Genomic DNA, 18,796 nt, shown 5'->3' on the forward strand with positions numbered 1-18,796 from the left:
GTTCGGTCGCAGTGAAGAGAGTGAGATCGGCGGTGCGATCAGTTGTAGAGGAGATAGGGCTTCACGAGTTCCTGGAACTTCGCGGCGTCGGCATCCCACTTCCGGATCAGCTCGTCGACCGTGTTGTTCTCCACGGCCTTCGTCAGCTGATCGGTGCCGGCCAGGCGATCGATGCCGCGGATGCGTCCGGCCGCGTTGGCCGACGGCTCACGCCACTTGAACTCCGTGGGGTGATGCGCGTAGAACGCGCGCAGCAGGCGGATGCCCAGTTCCACCGGCCGCACGGCGTTGCGGTCGGTGACCTTGATCGCGACCATCGGGATGGTTTCACCGCCGAACTTGTACCCGGGCTCGATGGTGCGCGTGGCCGTGTCGAACTGCACGCCCGGCAGCTTGAGTGCGTTCAGCTCTTCCACGATGGCGGCGTTGTCCTTGAGATAGGCCGCGCCGATGAGCGTGAACGGCGCGTCGGTACCACGCCCTTCCGTGGCATTGGTGCCTTCGAAGAACACGGTGCCCGGATACAGCAGTTCCGCGTCGAGCGTCCGGAGATTCGGCGACGGGTTCACGCGCGGGATGCCCGTTTCGTCGAACCACATGGAGCGCTTGTAGTTCTTCATCGGCACCACGGTGAGCGACGCGTCGATGGCCTTCGTGCCCACGAGATAGCGCATGAGTTCACCGACGGTGAGACCGTACCGGAGCGCCACCGCGTGCTGACCCACCAGGGAGCGGAACGGCAGTTCGAGAATGTTGCCTTCCACCTTGTCGGCGCGGATCGGATCGGGACGATCGAGGATGATCACCGGCTTCTTCATCGCCTGCATGGCGAGCGCGAGTGTCCATTCGTACGTGTACACACGGGCACCCACATCCTGGATGTCGTAGACCAGCACATCGATGTCCTTCACCATGTCGGCGGTGGGCGTCTCCACATCGCCGTACAGTGAATACACCTTCACTCCGGTCTTCTCGTCGACTCCCGAGGAGATCTTCTCGCCGGCCTTCGCTTCGCCGCGAATGCCGTGTTCCGGGCCGTACAGTGCCACCAGATTCACGCCCGGCGCTTTGAACAGCAGATCCACCGTGCTCTCACCCGCCCGGTTGCGTCCCGAATGGTTGGTCAGCAGACCGACTTTTTTGCCCTGGACCAGATGCAGGGAGTCGGTGAGCAGCACTTCGATGCCGGGGATCACATCTCCCGACGCGGTGGCCGCGGCGCTGTCCGTGGCGTGGTCCGCGGGCTGTTCACCCTTGGAGCAGGCGGCGGCGAACAGCAACGACGCAGGAAGCAGCAGACGGGCCGCATGCGCGGCGCGCGATCTGACGGAAGAACTCGTGGTGTGGGGGGCCATGATCAACGAGGTTCGAGGATGGAGGTGATACGTTCGACCAGATCATTCCAATGTGCACGCGTGGTCGCCGCCGTGCTGCCGGCGGCGAAGGTGCGCGCGCTGCGCTGGATGTCGCGGAGCTGCTGACGGGCGAGCGCGGGCATGTCGCTCGTGGGGACGGCAGGTGCCGACACGAAGGGCAGGAACCGCTGCGGGCCACCGCCGAAACCGCCGGGGCCGCCGCCGGTCGCCGGACCGGTGGGTGGCGAGATCAGCGCTTCGAGGCGTTGGATGTATACACGTTGCAACTGGCGACGGTTGAGATCCGCGGACGCCCCGGGGAAGACGGCGCGTGTGAGATCCCCCAGATACTCGGCCACCGGATAGGCGTTGTTGGCATCATAGCGCTCGGATTCCGCCATACGCCCCAGTCGTGCCGGCGTGAGCAACGACTGCACCAGCGCCGCCTGACGGGTGGCCACCGTGGGATTCGGACCGATGCGACTGATGATCTCCTTCGGCATCAACCAGTCGGGCGTGGTGATGGCCGTGCCGGCAAGGAACGCCAGGGCCGCTTTCTGACGCGCCCTGGGAACGACCTTGTACACCGCGCCCGGCTGCTCGCCGGTCTTGAGATCCACCTCCACACCGCCGATGACGGTGGCCACGTGTCCCATGTTGCCGAACCAGCGGCTCACCGACTCTTCGTAGATCTCGCGCAATTCGGTGAAGTCCTCACCCGGCGCAGTGGTCCACTGAGCCAGTTGCGGAATCATCCGCTTGTAGTTGGCGGTCGAATACGTCGACGCCTTCACCGGATCGTCGCCCAGATCTTCGGTCTGGTTGCGCGGATCGGCCGAACCGGCCTGCTGCGCCACGTAGCGATAGGGAAACGGTCCGCTCTGGTTGACGAGCCAGTCGTGCAACACCTGGCGTTCGGCTTCCGGGGTGGGCGTGTTGGTGAGACGGTATCCCCAGTTGATGGCGTAATCGTCGAAGGGGCCAAGCCGGCGGATGAAATCCTTCGTCTGGAGACCGTCACCCGGTTGCGCCACGTAGTTCTGCCGGGCGTAGTCCATGATCGTGGCGCTCACACCGTACTTCCGCGTGAACGTGACGCTGCGCAGGGAATCCACGGGGAACGACGCCGACGCGATCATGTTGTGCTGCAGACCGAGCGCATGGCCGATCTCGTGCGTGATCACCTGCCGCATCGTTTCACCCATCAGCTCATCGGGCATGTCGAGCGTGCGCGCGGCGGGATTGGCCGCACCGGTCTCCATCATGAGCCAGTTGCGGTACGAGCGCATGTGGTTGTGGTACCACGTGATCTCGCTGTTGATGATCTCGCCCGAACGTGGATCGTGCGTATGCGGACCGGTGGCGTTGCGGGTGAGACTCGCCGCCCAGCGCACGATGCTGTAGCGCGCGTCGTCCATGTCGAAGTCGGGATCGTTCGTCGGCGCGTCTTTTGCGATGATGGCATTCTTGAAACCGGCCTTCTCGAACACCTTCTGCCAGTCTTCCACGCCCTGCTTCACGAACGGCTTCCAGCGCGTGGGCGTAGCTGGATCGAGATAGTAGACGATCGGTTTCACCGGTTCGACGAGTTCCCCACGGGCATAGGCCGCGGGATCCTTCGGTTCGAGACGCCAGCGCGTGATGAACGTCTGACTTTCGGCCTTCTGCACATCGAGGCCGTAGTTGATGCGATTGACGGTGAAGTATCCCACCCGCGCGTCGGCGTAGCGCGGACGCATGGGTGTCCTGGGCAGCAGCACGATGGACTGTCGCGTTTCCATCGTCACCGAGCCCCCGTCCGGATCGCTGGGCGGCGTGGCGGCATCGAAGGTCTGGACCTGGCGGACTTCGATGTTGATGGGGAAGCCGCGTATGCCCGCGATGTAGGAGCGCGCCGGATCGTAGCGCCGCACGCCGTACGCGCGCCGCTGACTGGCGTCGAGGCCCGAGGTGGCCGGATTGTCCGCGGCGAAGAAATCGGTCACGTCGATGACCGCCGAACTGCTGTCGCGGCCATAGGCGGCCACGGGGAATGCGCCGATGATGGCCGGGTAGTAGTTCTGCGCGACGCTGCGGGCGATGGGCAGCGTGTCGTCGGCCACCGCCAGCGTGCTGATGCTCTTGAGCAGGATCCGGTCACCCACCCGCTCCCACCGCACGAGCCGTTCGTTCAGCGAACTGCCGGCGCTCTGAAAACCGCCGGAACCCGCGGGCACGCCCGCCACCCGGGTGACCATGAGGAAATCGCGCCCCACGAGCGAATCGGGCACTTCGAAGAAGTAGCGTTCGTCCACCTTGTGCACGGTGACGCCGCCACGTTCGGTGTGTGCCCGGGCAGGGATGACCTGCGCGTAGGGACGGGGGCCGCGCGTGGCCGCTCCCTGCGTCTGACCACCGGGCGGCTGGCCGGCGGGAGGCTGGGCGCCCGCTCCCGCGCCGCCGGCGGGAGGTGTCTGGGCCGTCAAAGGAGAAGCGATTGCCGCCAGTGCGCCCATCAGGACGACGACGCGCGACGGGAACGGTGCCAGCGAAGAGCTGATCAGAGAGCTGATCGGAAAACTGATCATGAGCGCGGATGGTACAGGGAGGGACCCACCAGGGCATTCTCGATGAAAGTGCCACCGCCAACTGTACGCTGCGCAGGTGATCGGCGCTGTCCCTGCTGTCCCGATGAGACGATTTGCCGGTTTTTTGCGCGTCTCGTGGTGTCGGTCATTGCGGGTTGGCCTGCCGAGTTGGTCACCGACATCCGCGACATCTCTCCTCATACGCGCTCTTCCCGGAGTACAGGCATGCGACGATCTCTCGCAGCACCTTTCCTGATTGCGGCACTTCTGGGTGTCACCGCCTGCTCCGAGTCCACGGCCCCGGAGTCCCCCGAACGTGTCACCGTCTCACCCGCCACCGCCTCGCTGGCCAGTGGCGGCACCCAGACGCTCGTGGCGACGACCACCGGGTCCAAAGGCGGGACACTGAGCGGTCGCACCTACACCTGGAGTTCGTCGAACACGGCCGTTGCCACGGTGGACGGATCCGGTGTGGTCACCGGGGCCCGCATCACCGCGTCCACGCCGGGTACCACCGTCATCACCGCCACCACCGGCGGAGTATCCGGCACGGCGACCATCACCGTCTCCCCGGTGGCTGTCGCCTCGGTGAGCATCAGTCAGTCGACCAGCACGGTGCGTCCCGGACAGAACAATCAGTTGACGGCGATTGCCAACGATGCCGCCGGCACCGTACTCGCCGGGCGAACCGCGACCTGGAGCAGCAGCGATACCACGATCGCCACCGTCAGTGCATCCGGACTCGTGGTGGCAAAGACCTACAGCGGCACGGGTGATCGCACGGCCACCATCACGGTCACGATCGAAGGCCGGTCCGCCACGCACGCCCTCACGGTGGCCGCCTGGCCGGTCTCCCGGATCACGGTCACTCCGGGCACTGCCAGTCGACAGCCGCGACAGACCGTGCAGCTCACGGCGACGCTGGCCGACAGTCTTGGCGGGGCGTTGACCGGCCGCACCGTGACCTGGACGTCCAGCGACACCAGTATCGCGCGGGTCTCCACCTCCGGTCTCGTCACCGTTTCACTGTACACCGGCGGGGACGACCGCACCGCCACGATCACGGCGGCCAGCGAGGGGCGTTCGGGCGCCACGGTCCTCACGGTGACACCACTGCCGGTCGCCACACTGGCCGTGACCCCGGCCAGTGTCCTCGTGCGGCCCGGGCTGGCCACCCAGCTGACCGCGGCACCTCGCGACAGCGCCGGCACGGCACTCACCGACCGGACCGTCACCTGGAGCAGCGCCGCACCCACCGTGGCAATGGTGTCCGGCACCGGGCTCGTGACGGGGGTGGCGCAGGGCACGACCACCGTCACCGCCACGGCCAATGGCCGATCGACCGCGGTGCCTGTCATCATCGCTCCAGCCAGTGGACCGTTCGTGGCATCGGTGACGCCCGCTTCGGCAGCGCCTGGGGCCACCGTGACCATCGCCGGCCTCGGCCTCAATCCCTCCACCGCCAACAACCGGGTCGTCATCGGCGGCGCCACGGCCACCGTCCTGACGGCCACCGCGGAACAACTCACGGTGCGTGTCCCCTGCACGCTCAGTGGCGCCACGACATTGACGGTGGCTGTCACGGGCGGCACCTCGGCGCCCGTCCCCATCACCGTCAGCACCACGCGCCTTTCGCTGGCGCTCGGGCAGTCGGTCATCTATGGAACCGCCTCGGAGAGTGCCTGCAACGAACTCGCACCCTCCGGTGAGGCAGCGCGTTATCTGCTCACCGTGTACAGTGTGGCGGGCACCACCAGCGCGTCGGTGGACGTGGATGTCAGCGGCAATCCCGTCACCACGGGAACCGCCCTGCACATTCCCGCGCAGCCGGCGCGCATCGCGTCGTTGCCGTCCTCCAGGTCGGAGAGCGAGTCGGAAGCCGATCGCGAACATCTGCGTCACATGGAACGGCAACGGGCCAGCTATCGGCAACTGATGGCCAGCGGCGCGGCGCGCTCGATGACCCGTTCGCCGCGCGGGCGTCTCGTCGACCCGCCGGTGGTCGGGGACAAGCGCACCATCTACTTCAACTACAACAGCTGTAACGATCCCACGCAGACCATCCGGATCCGGGCGGTCTATGTCGGCGAACACGCGGTGGTCTGGGAAGACACGACCAACACCTTCCAGAGCGCCAGTTCCGCATCGATGGCGAATTACTATCGCAAGCTCGGCGTGATCTTCGATCGCGATCAGTATTCGACGATCAGGAAGTACTTCGGCGATCCCCTGCTACGGGATCCGCTCACCGACAACGATGGCAAGCTGCACATGATCTTCACGCGTCGCGTGAACGGGACCGGTGCAGCGGCATACGTGGCCTACTGCGATCAGTTCCCCCGGGGTGAAGGACGCCTGGGCAGCAACTTCGGTGAGTACTTCTATTCCAGCGTTCCCGTCAGCGCCGCCTCGAACCTGAACAGCACCGACAACCAGGATGGCTGGTTCTACTTCATCGGGCGCACGGTGGTGCACGAGGTGAAACACATCGCCTCCGTCGCGGCCCGCGTGGAAAATCAGTCGCCGAACTTCGAACAGAGCTGGCTGGAGGAAGGCACCGCACGACACGCCGAGGAGTTGTGGGTGCGGGACTCGGTGCACCGGGTGGCGTGGAAGGGCAATACCGGGTGGGGAAGTGCCAGCACCAACGGGGTGTTCTGCGACTTCAACCCCGGCAATGCGGCCTGTCTCGCGGCCGACACACTCCGGCGTCCTTCCTACGGCATGCGACGGCAGTTCAACGAGATCCGGCAGAAACTGTTCGAACCGTGGAACTGGTCGCTGTTCGGGGATGCATCCGGTCAATCGGGCTCGGTGTTCTATCAGACCGTGTGGTCGCTGGTTCGGTACGCCATCGATCGGTATGCGAGCAGTGAAGCGGCGTTCTTCCAGGCCCTCACCAACACCACGCAAGAGGGAACGGCCAATCTTGCGACGGTGGCAGGCGTGCCCTTCGAGCGTCTCGTCGGCGGCTGGGGGCTCGCGCTCTACGCCGACGACTACCCCGGCTTGCCCGGCGGCAATCGTGATATCGAGTTTTCGACCTGGAACCTGCGCAGCATCTACGCCGGGCTCAACGCCGACCCGGTCTGGCGCACGACCTATCCGAATGCATTCCCGATGCAGGCGGTGGCATTGCCTTTCGGTTCGTTCTCCACGACCCGACTCGGTATCCGTGGCGGCGCGCAGGCGTACTTCGAATTCAGTGGCACACACACCGCTGCGCAGCTCATCAACATCCGGAACGCCGTGGGTGGCGGTGTGATTCCGGCGGATGCCCGTGTCGCGATCGTCCGACTGCAGTAGTGAGGCCGTCGTGAGGCCGTAGCGGAGCCCTCGCGGGAGACGCGATACATTGTGTCGGTGGGCGGTCGGAAGGATGACCGCCCACCGATCTTCGTATCTCCTCTTTGCTTCGCGCCATGGTCGTTCGTTTCGGTATCGATGTGCTGCTCGAGCGTCTCACCCAGGCTGGCGGTCCTCCGCCTGCGTGGCGGCGGGTCGGGTTGGTCACGAATGACGCCGCCCGGCTCGGTACCGATGCAACGTGCCGCACACGGGAAGGCCTGTTGCGGGCGGGTGTGCCGTTGCAGCGACTCTTCGGCCCCGAACATGGGCTGATCGCCACCGCGATCGATGGCGCGCGTGTCGACGACACGATCGACACCGTGACGGGACTGCCGGTGGTCTCGCTGTACGGCGCGCGGATGCGTCCGACGGCGGAACAACTCGGGGATCTCGATGTGCTGCTGTTCGACATCCCCGATGTCGGTGCCCGCTGTTACACCTATGCCTGGACTCTCTTTCACGCCCTGCAGGCGTGCGCGGATGTGTCGGTGCCACTGCTGGTGCTCGATCGTCCCAATCCGCTGGGTGGATGCCTGCATGTCGCCGAGGGACCCGTCCTGGAGAAGGAATGTCGTTCGTTCATCGGTGAGGACGACATCCCGCTGCGGCACAGTCTGACGCTGGGAGAACTGGCCCGTCTCTGGCAGCGGGAACACTGGCCCGCGGCGATGCTCGAGGTCGTGCCCTGTGAGGGCTGGAATCGCAAACAGGCCTGGCCTGCCGTGGGTCGTCCGTGGATTCCTCCCTCACCGGCGATGCCGTCCTTCGAAAGCGCGATCTGGTATCCCGGCACCTGTCTGTTCGAAGCCACCAACCTGAGTGTGGGGCGGGGAACGGATATACCCTTTGCGCAGATCGGGGCGCCCTGGCTGCGCGCCGAGGCCGTGATCGAACAGGTGGCCGCGGAAGCCGCACAAACCGGCGCGCATTTGCGGGCCTGCGAGTTCATGCCGGCCGAAGGGCCGTGGGCGGGCACCTCCTGCCGTGGCATCCGGATGCTCGACGCCACGCCGCCGGATGGCGATCGATCGGTGTGGATCGCGCAGACCACCCATCCCGTGCAACTGGGGCTCGCTCTGCTGGATGCCATCGTGCGTCAGCATCCGGACGATTTTTCGTGGGCGCACTATCCCACGGCCGCCAACCCCACCGGCACCGATCATTTCGCGCGACTGATCGGACGTGCCGACCTGCACGCCGCCATGGGCGCGCAGTCGCGGGAGGATCGTATCGGACTTACCGCCGTGCCCGATTGGCGTGAGCGTTGCGCATTGGCGCGCCTCTACTGAGGCCCGATCGTCGATGTCCGATATGTCCGGCAACGATGAATGGTTGTGGGGATGGGACCCCACGCCGGCGATCGTTTCCGTCTGGGCCGACGATACGGGGCGCGCCATCGTCTGGAGACGTCCGCAGGGCGGGGCGCTCATCCGCGAAGAAGACACGTTTCGTCCGTGGCTGCTGCTGTCGTCGCTCGAGGATCTCGACGTATCGGGCGAGCCGTTCGCCCGCGAAGGGGAGCCGGATCGCCGCGCACCGGTCATCCGATATCGCGAACTCGGCGGGCCCGGTGCGCTGCGCTTCCTGGTGTCGGCCGACCGATGGAGCACGCTCGAACGGGCGATCTGCCGGGGCGCATCCCGTCGCATCGGCGAACGGATCACGCGTCTGCAGCAACTCTCGCGTCGCGAACGCCACATCCTGCCGCCCGATGAGCAATACCTGGTGGCGACGGGGCGCACGTACTTCAGGGAGCTGAGTTTTGCGCAGCTCCGGCGTGTGCAGTTCGATCTCGAAACCACGGGACTGGATGCGGCGCACGATCGGATCTTTCTCATCGCCATGCGCTCGCCGGAAGGCGAGGTGGGATTGATCGAAGCCGATGGCACCGACGACGCGGCGGAAGCCCGGGTATTGCGTCGTTTCATGGCCGCCGTGCGGCGTCTCGATCCCGACGTGCTCGAGAATCACAATCTGCACGGCTTCGATCTGCCGTTTCTGCATCGTCGCGCCGAACGTCTGGGCCTGCCCTTGATTCTCGGGCGTCTCGATGGTGTGCCGCTGCAGGAACGCGCGGCGCTCCGGGGGACACGGGCGGCATCCGGCGACGGCGCCGCCTCCGACCGGCGCGTGCGATACGTCGCTCCGGGACGCGAATGCATCGACACGCTCGACGCGGTGTTCCGCTACGACTTTGCCGTCCGGGAGCTGCCGGGACATGGACTCAAAGCCGTGGCCCGGCATTTTGGCCTTGCCGGCGAAGATCGCGAACTGATTCGTGGGGACCGGATCGCGGCGGTGTATCGCACGGACCCGGCACGTGTGCGACGCTATGCCGCCGCCGACGTCACCGAGGTGGCCGGCCTCGCGCGTCTGCTGGGAGGAGCGGCGTTTGCGCTCGCCCGTATGGCGCCGCGTCGTTATGAGCGGCTCGCCGACGCGGGAGCGGCCACCGGGGTGATCGACCCCATGCTCGTGCGCGCGTATCTGCGCGCGGGGGAGGCCTTGCCCGCCTATGCCAGAAGTGATGGCACGGAGCACAGCGGCGCGGCCTTGCACCTGTTCACGTCGGGGGTGGCGCAGCGCGTGGTGAAGGCCGACGTGGCCAGCCTCTATCCGTCGCTGATGCGGGTGTTCCGCATCGGGCCCGCAGGCGATCACCTGCAGGCGTTGCTGTTTCTCGTGGAGCGTCTGGTCGATCAGCGACTCGAAGCCAAAGCGCGCGCACGGGCAGCGGCGCCCGGATCGGATGAGCGGTTCACGCAGGAAGCGTTGTCCGCAGCGATGAAACTCGTCGTGAATTCGGCCTATGGCTACATGGCTGCCGGCGAGGATCTCACCCGCTTCAACGACGTCCACGCCGCCAATGAAGTGACCCGTCGGGGGCGGGAAACGTTGCGGCAGATGTGTCGTGCGCTCGCCGAACGCGGGGTGACGCTGCTCGAAGCCGATACCGATGGCATCTATTTCGCCGTGCCACCCGGATGGACCGAGGCCGACGAGCGGCGCGTCGTCGACGAAGTGGCGGCCCTGCTGCCGCCGCTGGTGCAGCTCGAATTCGAAGGGCGGTACGCCGCCATGTTGTCGCACGAGGCCAAGAACTATGCGCTGCTCACCGGCGATGGTCGGCTCGTCCTCAAGGGGGTCGCGTTCCGCTCCAGTCGCGCCGAGCCGTTCGGCGAACGTTTTCTGCGTCAGGCCATCGCGTGTCTGCTGAACGATGACGTGGCCGGTGTCCGACGCGTGTACGTCGAAACCGTACAGGCGTTGGCGCGTGGAGCCCTGCCCACCATCGACGTCACGTCACGGGTGCGTCTGCGCAAGTCGTCGGAGGGCTATGCGCGCACCCGGCATGAACGTCGGGAATTTGCATACGAGGCCATGCTGCACAGCGGTCGTTCGCATTGGCGCGTGGGTGAGCGGGTGCTCGTGTATCGTACGCCCGGTGGTGGTCGGGTCATCGAGGAAGTCGACGACGAAGCCCGTATCGACGACGATCCGCGCGACTACGATCGTGCCTACTACATCGCGTTGCTGCGGCGTACGTTCGCCATCAGACTCGACCGTGCGTTCACGCCCGATGACTTCGCCATGGTGTTCGCGGATCCCCGGCAATTGCCGTTGTTTCCCCCGGCACTCGAGACGATCCGCCCCATTGCCACGCGTGTGGAGGCGGAATGGGCGGCGCTGGACGATCCCGTGCAGTAGCATTCGCTGCATGCCTCCCTTTCCGAAGCCGGACATCGACTACACGTACGACGTGGCCGCCGAAAAACGCGCGTTGCGTGCCCACCGGAAGTTTCGCGGAATCCCCGCCAGAACCGCCGACGCCGCGCTGATCGCCACCTGGAACATCGCCAACCTCGGTACGCAGCTGCGGCGCGATACCGACTTTGCGCTCATCGCCGAGATGCTCTCCTGGTTCGACATCGTCGCGGTACAGGAGGTCAACGACAACTTCGCCGATCTGGTCTACATCGTGCAGCTCATGGGCACGAAGTACCGGTACGTGATGTCCGATGCCGCGGGCAACAACGAGCGCATGGCGTTCGTGTACGACTCGCGGAAGATCAAACTCGCCGAGGAGATCGGCGAAGTGGCCTTTCCGCCGTCACAGTACAAATCGGTGCGCGTGGACGGCGTGACCGGCGCGTTTGCCGGATTCGACCGCAGTCCGTATCTCGCGACATTCGTGGCGGATCATTTCAGTCTGACCCTGCTCAACGTGCATCTCTATTTTGGTGGTGAACAGGAGGCGCACATCCATCGTCGGGCGCTGGAAACCGCGGCAGTGGCACGCTGGTCGCGGATCCGGGCGGGCAGCAAGTACGCGACCACACGCGACGTGCTGGCGCTGGGTGACTTCAACATGCCGCGCGGGGAGCCCGGAAACCTCGTGTACGGTGCCGCCACGCAGGCGGGGCTCAAACGGCCGCTGCATTCTTCACAGGTGGCCTCGGCCATCGCGTCCGACAATCAGTACGATCAGATCCTGTACTTTCCCGAACAGACCGAACCGAAGCTCAAAGCCATGGGCGTGTTCGACTACGACACGGCCATCTTCAGCTCACTCTGGCAGGGCGCGGCGGCGCAGGATCGCGTGAAGTTCTCCGCGTACCTGCGATACTACATGTCGGACCACCGGCCGGTGTGGTGTCAGATGAGTATGCGCGAGGAGTGACAACGGGTTGTGGGGAGACGTTCCGGGTCCTGGGCTTGGGGTTTGGAGTCGACCAGCCGCGTATCGCGGTTACAGGACGCGAGTCTCGTCACGCGTTACCCGGAACCCGGTTGTTCACCCCCCAAACCCACGTCCCCACAACCCGGAACCCTCTGCTCAATTCCCCGTCGTCGCCTTGCCTGTCTTCGGCGTGTTCCACTCGCCACGCAGCCAGTCCACCACCATCTCGATCTCGCGAGGCGTCAGACTCTTCTCGGTGCCGAATGACGGCATGCGATCGTTGTCCCGCCCGAAGAACCGCTGATGTGCCGGATCGTGCACGAACGCGATCGTCCAGTCGCGTGAACCCCAGTCGGTGAGTTCGGGACTGTCGGTGCCCACGTCCTGGAACTTGTGGCACTCGGCGCAGCCGCTCGACGTGTTGCGCATGAACGCGATACCGGACGCGATACGGGAGCTGTCGCGTACATCGAGTGCGGCCTGCGAATTGAGTCGCGCCTGATACGACAGCGCCAGCACGACGTTCTCGCGCATGGCGACTTCATCCTCGTCTTCGGGGATGTGATCGGCCAGCCACATCGCCATGTCGCCTTCGGCATGGGTCGTGCCGCCCCAGTAGCGCGCCGTCAGGATGGTATCGGCGTTGAGAAACCCGCGCACCCATTCGCGCGAACCGAAGCCCTTCAGATCGGACGCCGAGATGGAGTCCTTGGGCAGCGGGTTGCCCAGGCCATCGTGTCCATCGAAGCGATGACACGACGCGCAGTTGCGCGAGAAGATGCGCGGGCCCTGCGTGTAGGGGTCGTCGCGCATGAGCGTAAGCGCGCCCGTGATGGGCACGCCGGCATTGGCGAGTTCCACCGCCCGGGCCGCATCGCGCTTGGCGCCGGCCTTGGCCACCTGGTATTCGACATCGTTGCGGTCGGCCGCGACAGCCTGCCAGGTGAGCAGCGCCACACCCGCCAGCATCACGCCCATGAACCCGAGATTGAAGCGGTGACCGAGGCGCCACTTGCCGATGATGGGCATCGCGGCGAGCGCGAGCAGGCACAACGTGGGCAGCACGATCGCGCCGATGACTTCCGCCTCGCCGGGGAAGTACTTGAGCAGTTGGAACAGGAACAGGAAGTACCACTCCGGCCGGGCCGCGGAGAACTGCTCCGACGGATCGGCCGGCGCACCGAGCGGTGCACCGTGTTCACGCACCACGAAGAACAGCACCACCAGCAGGACGGCGAGGCAGGCCACCACGTCCTTCAGGATCTGCTCGGGCCAGAAGCCCTCGTCGGGGCCCTTGAGCGGCTGCTTGGGCGTGATGCCGTGGCGCCGGAACAGATACACGTGACCCACGATGAACAGAATGATGACACCGGGGATCACGCCGGCATGCAGCGCGAGGAATCGTGAGAGCGTCTGGTGTCCGTAGTTCGCCCCACCCACCACCACCGTCTGCAACGGCGCACCGATCCCGGGACTCAATCCCACGATGTTGGTGGACACGGCCGTCGACCAATATCCGTTCTGATCCCACGGCAGCAGATATCCCGTGAGCGACAGCGCCAGAATGAGCAGCAGGAGCACCACGCCGAACCAGTAGTTCACCTCGCGCGGGGCTTTGTATGCGCCGTCGATGATGACCTGCATGAGATGCAGCACCAGCAGCACCGTCATGGCCTGCGCCACGAAATGGTGAATGCCGCGCAGGAACCAGCCGCCCCACATCTGGTGCTGGATGAAGTACACGCTCTCCCACGCCGACTGCGTACTCGGGCTGTAGGACATCCACAGGAACGTGCCCGTGATGACCTGCACCACGAAGAAGAAGCTCAGCGTGCTGCCCCACACGTAGCGCCACCGCGCGCCACCGGGAACGTTCTCGAACAGCACCTCGTGCAGCAGGCCTTTGTAGCCGGTGCGCTGGTCGAGCCATTCCTGTGCTTTGTCGAGTGCCGAGTCGCCGCCGGCCGGTCCGTCCTTGCGTTCGGAGGCCATCAGACGGGGATCTTGTCGGGGGAGCCTTTGCGGAAGTTCTGGAACTTCACCCAGACCTCGCCGTCCCGCACTTCGGCCGTCAGTTCATCCATGGCCCGGGGACTGGGGCTCTTGGGATCGGCGATGCTGCCGTCGACGGCGAAGGCGCTCTTGTGACAGGGGCAGAAATAGCCCTGCGTGCTGGCGCGATAGCCCACCGAGCAGCCCAGATGCGGACAGACGGAGTTGAGCACGCGGACGGTGTTCTCTCCCGTCTTCTGGACGTAAACCGAGCCCACCGGCACGTTCTCGGTCTTGTTCCAGGCGTCCACCAGGGTGTCGAGCACGGGGAACTTGCGCGGTTCGCCATTCTCGGGAAGCGAGGCCAGCGACGCCACGCGCACCATGCCGCGGGTGTCCGACTTGCGACGCAGGGGATCGAGGAAGGTCAGCAGGCCCGCAACGGGCGCCACCACCGAAATGAGGCCACCGACGACGATCGCCGCGGCCTTGGTGACGAAGTTGCGCCGGTCGGGCGCCTGGTGGTTCTCGGTCATGTCGGCGTGATGATCCGGGAAAACTCCGGCCCCTCAGGAGGGAAGAGGGTCGGGATGAAAAATGACAAAGACGGGACGATCCGTGTCGGCATCGTCCTGAGAAACTGATGGGAAACTGACAGGACGCTGACGGGAAGAGAACAGACCGTTCAGCCTCTCCCAGTCGGGATAGTACGCAAAATACGCAAGGATTGCTGGCGGGCGTGTACGCGGAACCTGTCGCGTTCAGGCAGGTACATCAGCGGGCATCTCCACTGGCAGCGCAGTGGCACGCCCAGTGGCAGACCAGCGAACGGATCGCCTCGTACGTACTTCTCGCCATAGAAACGCACCCGCGGCGATCCCGGGTGCCCGGGATCTCCTTCTTCTTTCGGACTGACTCACACCATGCAACTTCGAGTTCGGCAGCTCGGTGCACTCTGCGTCCTGGCCCTCGCATTGACGCAGGCCGCCTTCCGCTTCCAGGACGATGAAAAGACACCGCTCGGCAAGAAGATGTCGGCCATCAACACGGCCTTCAAGGCCGTGGGGCGGCAGATCGAGGATCCCGCGCAGAACGCCAGCACCCTGAAGCAGCTCGATATCATCGAGAAGAACGCCAAGGAGTCGCTGACGCTCGAGCCGGAGAAGAAGGGACAGATCCCGGCTGCGCAGCAGGCGAAGTTCGTGGCCGACTACAAGGCCGGCATGCAGACGTTCATCGAGACCGTGGGCAAGCTGCGGACCGCGGTGAAGGCCGGCAACAATGCCGAGGCGGTGAAGATCATCGACTCGATGAAGGACCAGCAGCGCGAGAGCCACAAGGAATTCCGTATTCGCAAGGCGGGCGCGCCGCCGGGACTCTGAGCCTCGGCGCCTGAACGGGCGACGGCGTCGCCCGGCACACCCCGCACCGGTTCGTCCGGTGCGGGGTGTCGTGTTTCACACGGGAAGAACCGCGAGTTGGAGTCGCTGTCGCTCGAGTTCACGGAGCAGGGGAGCATGCAGGCGCCGGTCCCCCGTATCGGATGCCTCGGAAAAAAGACCGGTCGATACGGGTCGTCCATTGTCCCAGCCCGGATAGTGCGTGAGCGGATAGAGGCAGACGCCCTCCACCGACACGCCCCGCGCCATCGCTTCCTGCACCTCGTCGCTGACGTAGTGCAGCCATGCCGGACGCGCCGACCCTTCCGCCCCGGTTTCCGCGATCCACACGGGTCGGTCGTATCGGGCGGACGTTTCCATGAGCATGTCGGCCAGGGGACGATAGGCATGATGCCCCAACGGCACGGTGGGACCGTCGAAATACCATTGATTGTGCGGGTAATAATTGAGCCCGATGACATCCACCATGTCCGGAGTGCCGCCCATCTCCGGTTCCTGCCGGCCGGTCAGCAGGTCGTACACTTCGTATTGGGCCAGTCGGTACGATTCGGCACGTTGTCGCTCGTCCGGGGCATCGTTCCGGGGCGCCACATGAATGAGCGGCTCAGACCAGACCACGCGGCATTCATGATCCACATCACGCATCGCGTGCACCGCCGCCAGCCCCGCACGCACCAGTTGTCGTTTGGCGAATGCCGCGGTGATCTCCCGAGGCATCGGGAAATAGCCCACCCCCACGGCCCAGGCAAAGAAGGAAATCTCGTTCACCGGACAGACGAGTGCCGGCTTTCCCGTCACCTCGCGATGCAGCCGGATGGCCGCTGCGGCGAAGCGGGCAAACGCATCCACATACATCGGACTCCCGAAGTCGGCATGATCCGGCGCACCATAGTGGTGCAATGTCCAGATGATCCGGACACCCGCCTGCTCGGCCGCTTCGAGCATCGGAATCCAGCTCGACCAGTCGTAGTGCCCGGCACGCTGTGCGATCAGGTGCCACCGCACCCCATCGCGCAGTGTGGAGAGACCCAGCCTGGCGCAATGCTCATAGTCCCGCAACGCCCACCGGTCGTGCGCGGTCGCCCGAATCATGTCGAGACGCACCCCGTCGTTCCGTCTGTGTGATGCGGACTCGAAACCACCCAGAAAGAACTCCGTGGGAATGGTCGGCATCGTGCGGTTTTCAGATGGCGATGGAGCGTCGGATATCCTCCGGTATCCGTATGCCCTGTCTGATTCCCATACGCTTGAACGTGGCCAGTGCCTGGCCGATGACCTGATCCATGTTGTAGTAGCGATACGTCGCGAGCCGGCCGACGAACGTGACATCCGGCGTGTGTTCGGCCAGCTCCCGGTAACGCCGATAACACGCCTGCGCGGCGGCGGTGGGCATGGGATAGTAGGGCTCACCGCTGTCGCTGGGAAACTCGTACGTGATGCTGGTCCGGTGACTGCGCTGCCCCGTCAGGTGCTTGTATTCGGTGATGCGGGTGTAGGGCACCGCGGGATCAGGATAGTTGACGACGCCGACGGGTTGGAACGTCCCGCAGTGCAGTGTCTGATGATCGAATCGCAGACTGCGATACGGCAGCCGGCCGAACCGGTGGTCGAAGTACTCGTCGATCGGGCCGGTGAAGATGACGTGGCTCGCGGACACCAGTTCCTTCACGTCCGCCCACTCCACACCCAGTGCGAGGTCGATATGAGGATGATCCAGCATCGCGTTGAACAGCGCGGTGTATCCGTTGGCCGGCATCAGCTGATGCTTGTCGGTGAAGTACCGGTCATCACAGTCCGTTCGCGTGGGAATGCGTGCCGTGACCGCTTTGTCGAGTCGACTCGGGTCCACTCCCCATTGTTTCCGGGTATACCCCTGGTAGAACAACTCGTAGAGTTCACGGCCCACCGCGGCAATCACCATATCCTCGGCGTTTTCGATCGGTCCGTCGCATCGTGCCTGTGCGGAGAACCATGCGGCCGCCTCGGCATCGCTGTCGAGCGCGAGATCGTACAGTCGGTTCAGCGTCGTGCGGTTGATGGGAAACGGCACCAGCGTGTCGCGGACGGATGCGAGGACGCGGTGCTCGTAGGCGCGCCAGGCCGTGAACTGCGAGAGGTACGTGACGATGTCGTCGCTGTTCGTGTGAAAGATGTGCGGACCGTACTGATGGATCAGAATGCCCGCCTCGTCGCGTCGATCATAGGCATTCCCCGCGACATGTTCGCGCCGGTCGATCACGAGCACGTGAGCCCCGTGCTGGCTGGCGAGCCGTTCGGCCAGTACCGCGCCCGCGAAACCCGCGCCCACCACCACATAGTCGTAACGGTCGCTCCAGAGGGTCATGGGGCGCGACCAGCCGTTTTCGCCGAGCTCCTTGACCAGCAGTTCGGCCATGCGGGCCTGAGTCAGGTCCCAGCTCTGTGTCGCCAGAAATGCATCGGCTTCCTCCAGCCAGGAGGGATTCTCCGCGTTCAGCGTCAGAGCCTGTTCACACGCCGTGACAAAATGCGCCGGATCATTCGCGATGAAGACGCCGGTGAGATTCCCGTATTGCTGAACGACATCGGTGATGGGTGTGGAAACGATGGGCGTTCCTCCCGCCAGATACTCCGGCGTCTTGGTCGGCGAGATGAATCGGGTGGACTCGTTGAGCGCGAACGGCATCAGCGCGACCTGCCATCCGGCCAGGTAGGCGGGCAACGTGCCGTACGGCTTTGCTCCCAGATAGTGGATGTTGGAACGGCGGGGAAGTTCGTTGGCATCGATCTTCACCACGGGACCCACCATCACCAATGACCAGTCGGGGTGTGCATCGGCCAGATGTGCGAGCAAGGTCACGTCCATCCGCTCATCGATGACACCAAAGAACCCCAGCCGCGGCGCAGGAATGCCGGCCAGATCGTCGGGGAGTTCGTCCGGATGCCGGGCGCTCTTAAAGTGCGCCTGATCCACGCTGGATGGCATGAGGTGTACTGCGGGGTGACGATCCTTCTTGGCTTCATAGAGGCTGAATCCACCCGTGAACACCACATCGGCCAGCGCAAGCAACTGACGTTCCAATGGGATCAGTTCAGGTGACGCGAAGCGGAAATTCGCGAGTTCATCCATGCAGTCGTAGATCGTGGCCGCGGCGATGACATGCCTCGAGAATGGCAGCATGAGCGGAGTGTAGTACCATCGCACGAGAGGGCCTTTGCAGTCGGCGAGCAGAATGTCGAGCAGACTCCGGAGAACCTGCTGCTGCGTGACCGTCGGCATGTCACGCGGCACATGGGGCGTGACGATGGTGACACCGGTCGTTGCACAGTGTCGCGTTTCCAGTTTCGGCGCCGTGGTATGCTCTTCGAAGATCGGCTCCTCCCAGTAGATCACCCGATTGCTGCGTGCAAAGCGACTCATCAGATGCTGCGGTCGCTGGAACACGAAATCCCAGCGCAGATGGGAGAAGCAGA

Annotated in this window: 11 protein-coding genes; 5 read left to right on the forward strand and 6 right to left on the reverse strand. The window is 64.8% G+C overall.

What is annotated here, in order from left to right; translation table 11 throughout:
• Nucleotides 1-38 precede the first annotated feature (38 nt).
• Together WG208_RS00590 and WG208_RS00595 are read right to left on the reverse strand one after the other, a co-directional pair.
• Nucleotides 39-1,355 carry a DUF1343 domain-containing protein gene (locus tag WG208_RS00590; protein WP_337169371.1) on the reverse strand — a complete coding sequence of 439 codons (1,317 nt, stop codon included), beginning with the start codon at nucleotides 1,353-1,355 and terminating at the stop codon, nucleotides 39-41.
• Nucleotides 1,356-1,357: 2 nt separating this feature from the next.
• Nucleotides 1,358-3,922: a zinc-dependent metalloprotease gene (locus tag WG208_RS00595; protein WP_337169372.1), complete on the reverse strand. Its 2,565-nt coding sequence runs from the start codon at nucleotides 3,920-3,922 to the stop codon at nucleotides 1,358-1,360.
• A 225-nt stretch (nucleotides 3,923-4,147) separates the two neighbouring features.
• Between WG208_RS00595 and WG208_RS00600 the strand changes: the two genes are divergently transcribed.
• The 4 genes from WG208_RS00600 to WG208_RS00615 all read left to right on the forward strand — a co-directional run bounded on the left by WG208_RS00600 (nucleotide 4,148) and on the right by WG208_RS00615 (nucleotide 11,951).
• Complete coding sequence (locus tag WG208_RS00600) at nucleotides 4,148-7,228, forward strand: Ig-like domain-containing protein (protein WP_337169373.1); 3,081 nt, start codon at nucleotides 4,148-4,150, stop codon at nucleotides 7,226-7,228.
• Between the two features lie 116 nt (nucleotides 7,229-7,344).
• Nucleotides 7,345-8,559, forward strand: a complete 1,215-nt coding sequence (locus WG208_RS00605) for a DUF1343 domain-containing protein (RefSeq protein WP_337169374.1) — start codon at nucleotides 7,345-7,347, stop codon at nucleotides 8,557-8,559.
• 22 nt (nucleotides 8,560-8,581) lie between these two features.
• Entirely contained in the window at nucleotides 8,582-10,978 is a 2,397-nt protein-coding gene (locus WG208_RS00610; RefSeq protein WP_345786950.1) for a DNA polymerase domain-containing protein, read from the forward strand.
• Nucleotides 10,979-10,988: 10 nt separating this feature from the next.
• Entirely contained in the window at nucleotides 10,989-11,951 is a 963-nt protein-coding gene (locus WG208_RS00615; protein ID WP_337169376.1) for an endonuclease/exonuclease/phosphatase family protein, read from the forward strand.
• A 156-nt stretch (nucleotides 11,952-12,107) separates the two neighbouring features.
• On the opposite strand, the gene WG208_RS00620 is transcribed toward WG208_RS00615, so the two are convergent.
• Entirely contained in the window at nucleotides 12,108-13,943 is a 1,836-nt protein-coding gene (locus tag WG208_RS00620; protein ID WP_337169377.1) for a cytochrome b N-terminal domain-containing protein, read from the reverse strand.
• Nucleotides 13,943-14,479 (reverse strand): Rieske 2Fe-2S domain-containing protein, encoded by a 537-nt coding sequence (locus WG208_RS00625; protein ID WP_337169378.1) that lies wholly within the window; start codon nucleotides 14,477-14,479, stop codon nucleotides 13,943-13,945. The genes WG208_RS00620 and WG208_RS00625 overlap by 1 nt, the downstream gene beginning before the upstream one ends.
• Nucleotides 14,480-14,866: 387 nt before the next feature.
• Between WG208_RS00625 and WG208_RS00630 the strand changes: the two genes are divergently transcribed.
• On the forward strand, nucleotides 14,867-15,325 hold the full coding sequence (locus WG208_RS00630) for a cytochrome b562 (RefSeq protein WP_337169379.1): 459 nt from the start codon (nucleotides 14,867-14,869) through the stop codon (nucleotides 15,323-15,325).
• Nucleotides 15,326-15,400: 75 nt separating this feature from the next.
• Here WG208_RS00630 and WG208_RS00635 read toward each other — a convergent pair whose 3' ends face one another.
• The gene (locus tag WG208_RS00635; protein WP_337169380.1) at nucleotides 15,401-16,516 is read right to left on the reverse strand and encodes a hypothetical protein; all 1,116 of its coding nucleotides are present in this window, start codon (nucleotides 16,514-16,516) and stop codon (nucleotides 15,401-15,403) included.
• A gap of 10 nt (nucleotides 16,517-16,526) precedes the next feature.
• Nucleotides 16,527-18,743, reverse strand: coding sequence for a UDP-galactopyranose mutase (gene glf, locus WG208_RS00640; protein ID WP_345786951.1), 2,217 nt, complete (start codon nucleotides 18,741-18,743; stop codon nucleotides 16,527-16,529).
• Nucleotides 18,744-18,796 lie beyond the last annotated feature (53 nt).

Source organism: Gemmatimonas aurantiaca, from assembly GCF_037190085.1.
Classification (GTDB): Bacteria; Gemmatimonadota; Gemmatimonadetes; order Gemmatimonadales; family Gemmatimonadaceae; genus Gemmatimonas; species Gemmatimonas aurantiaca_A.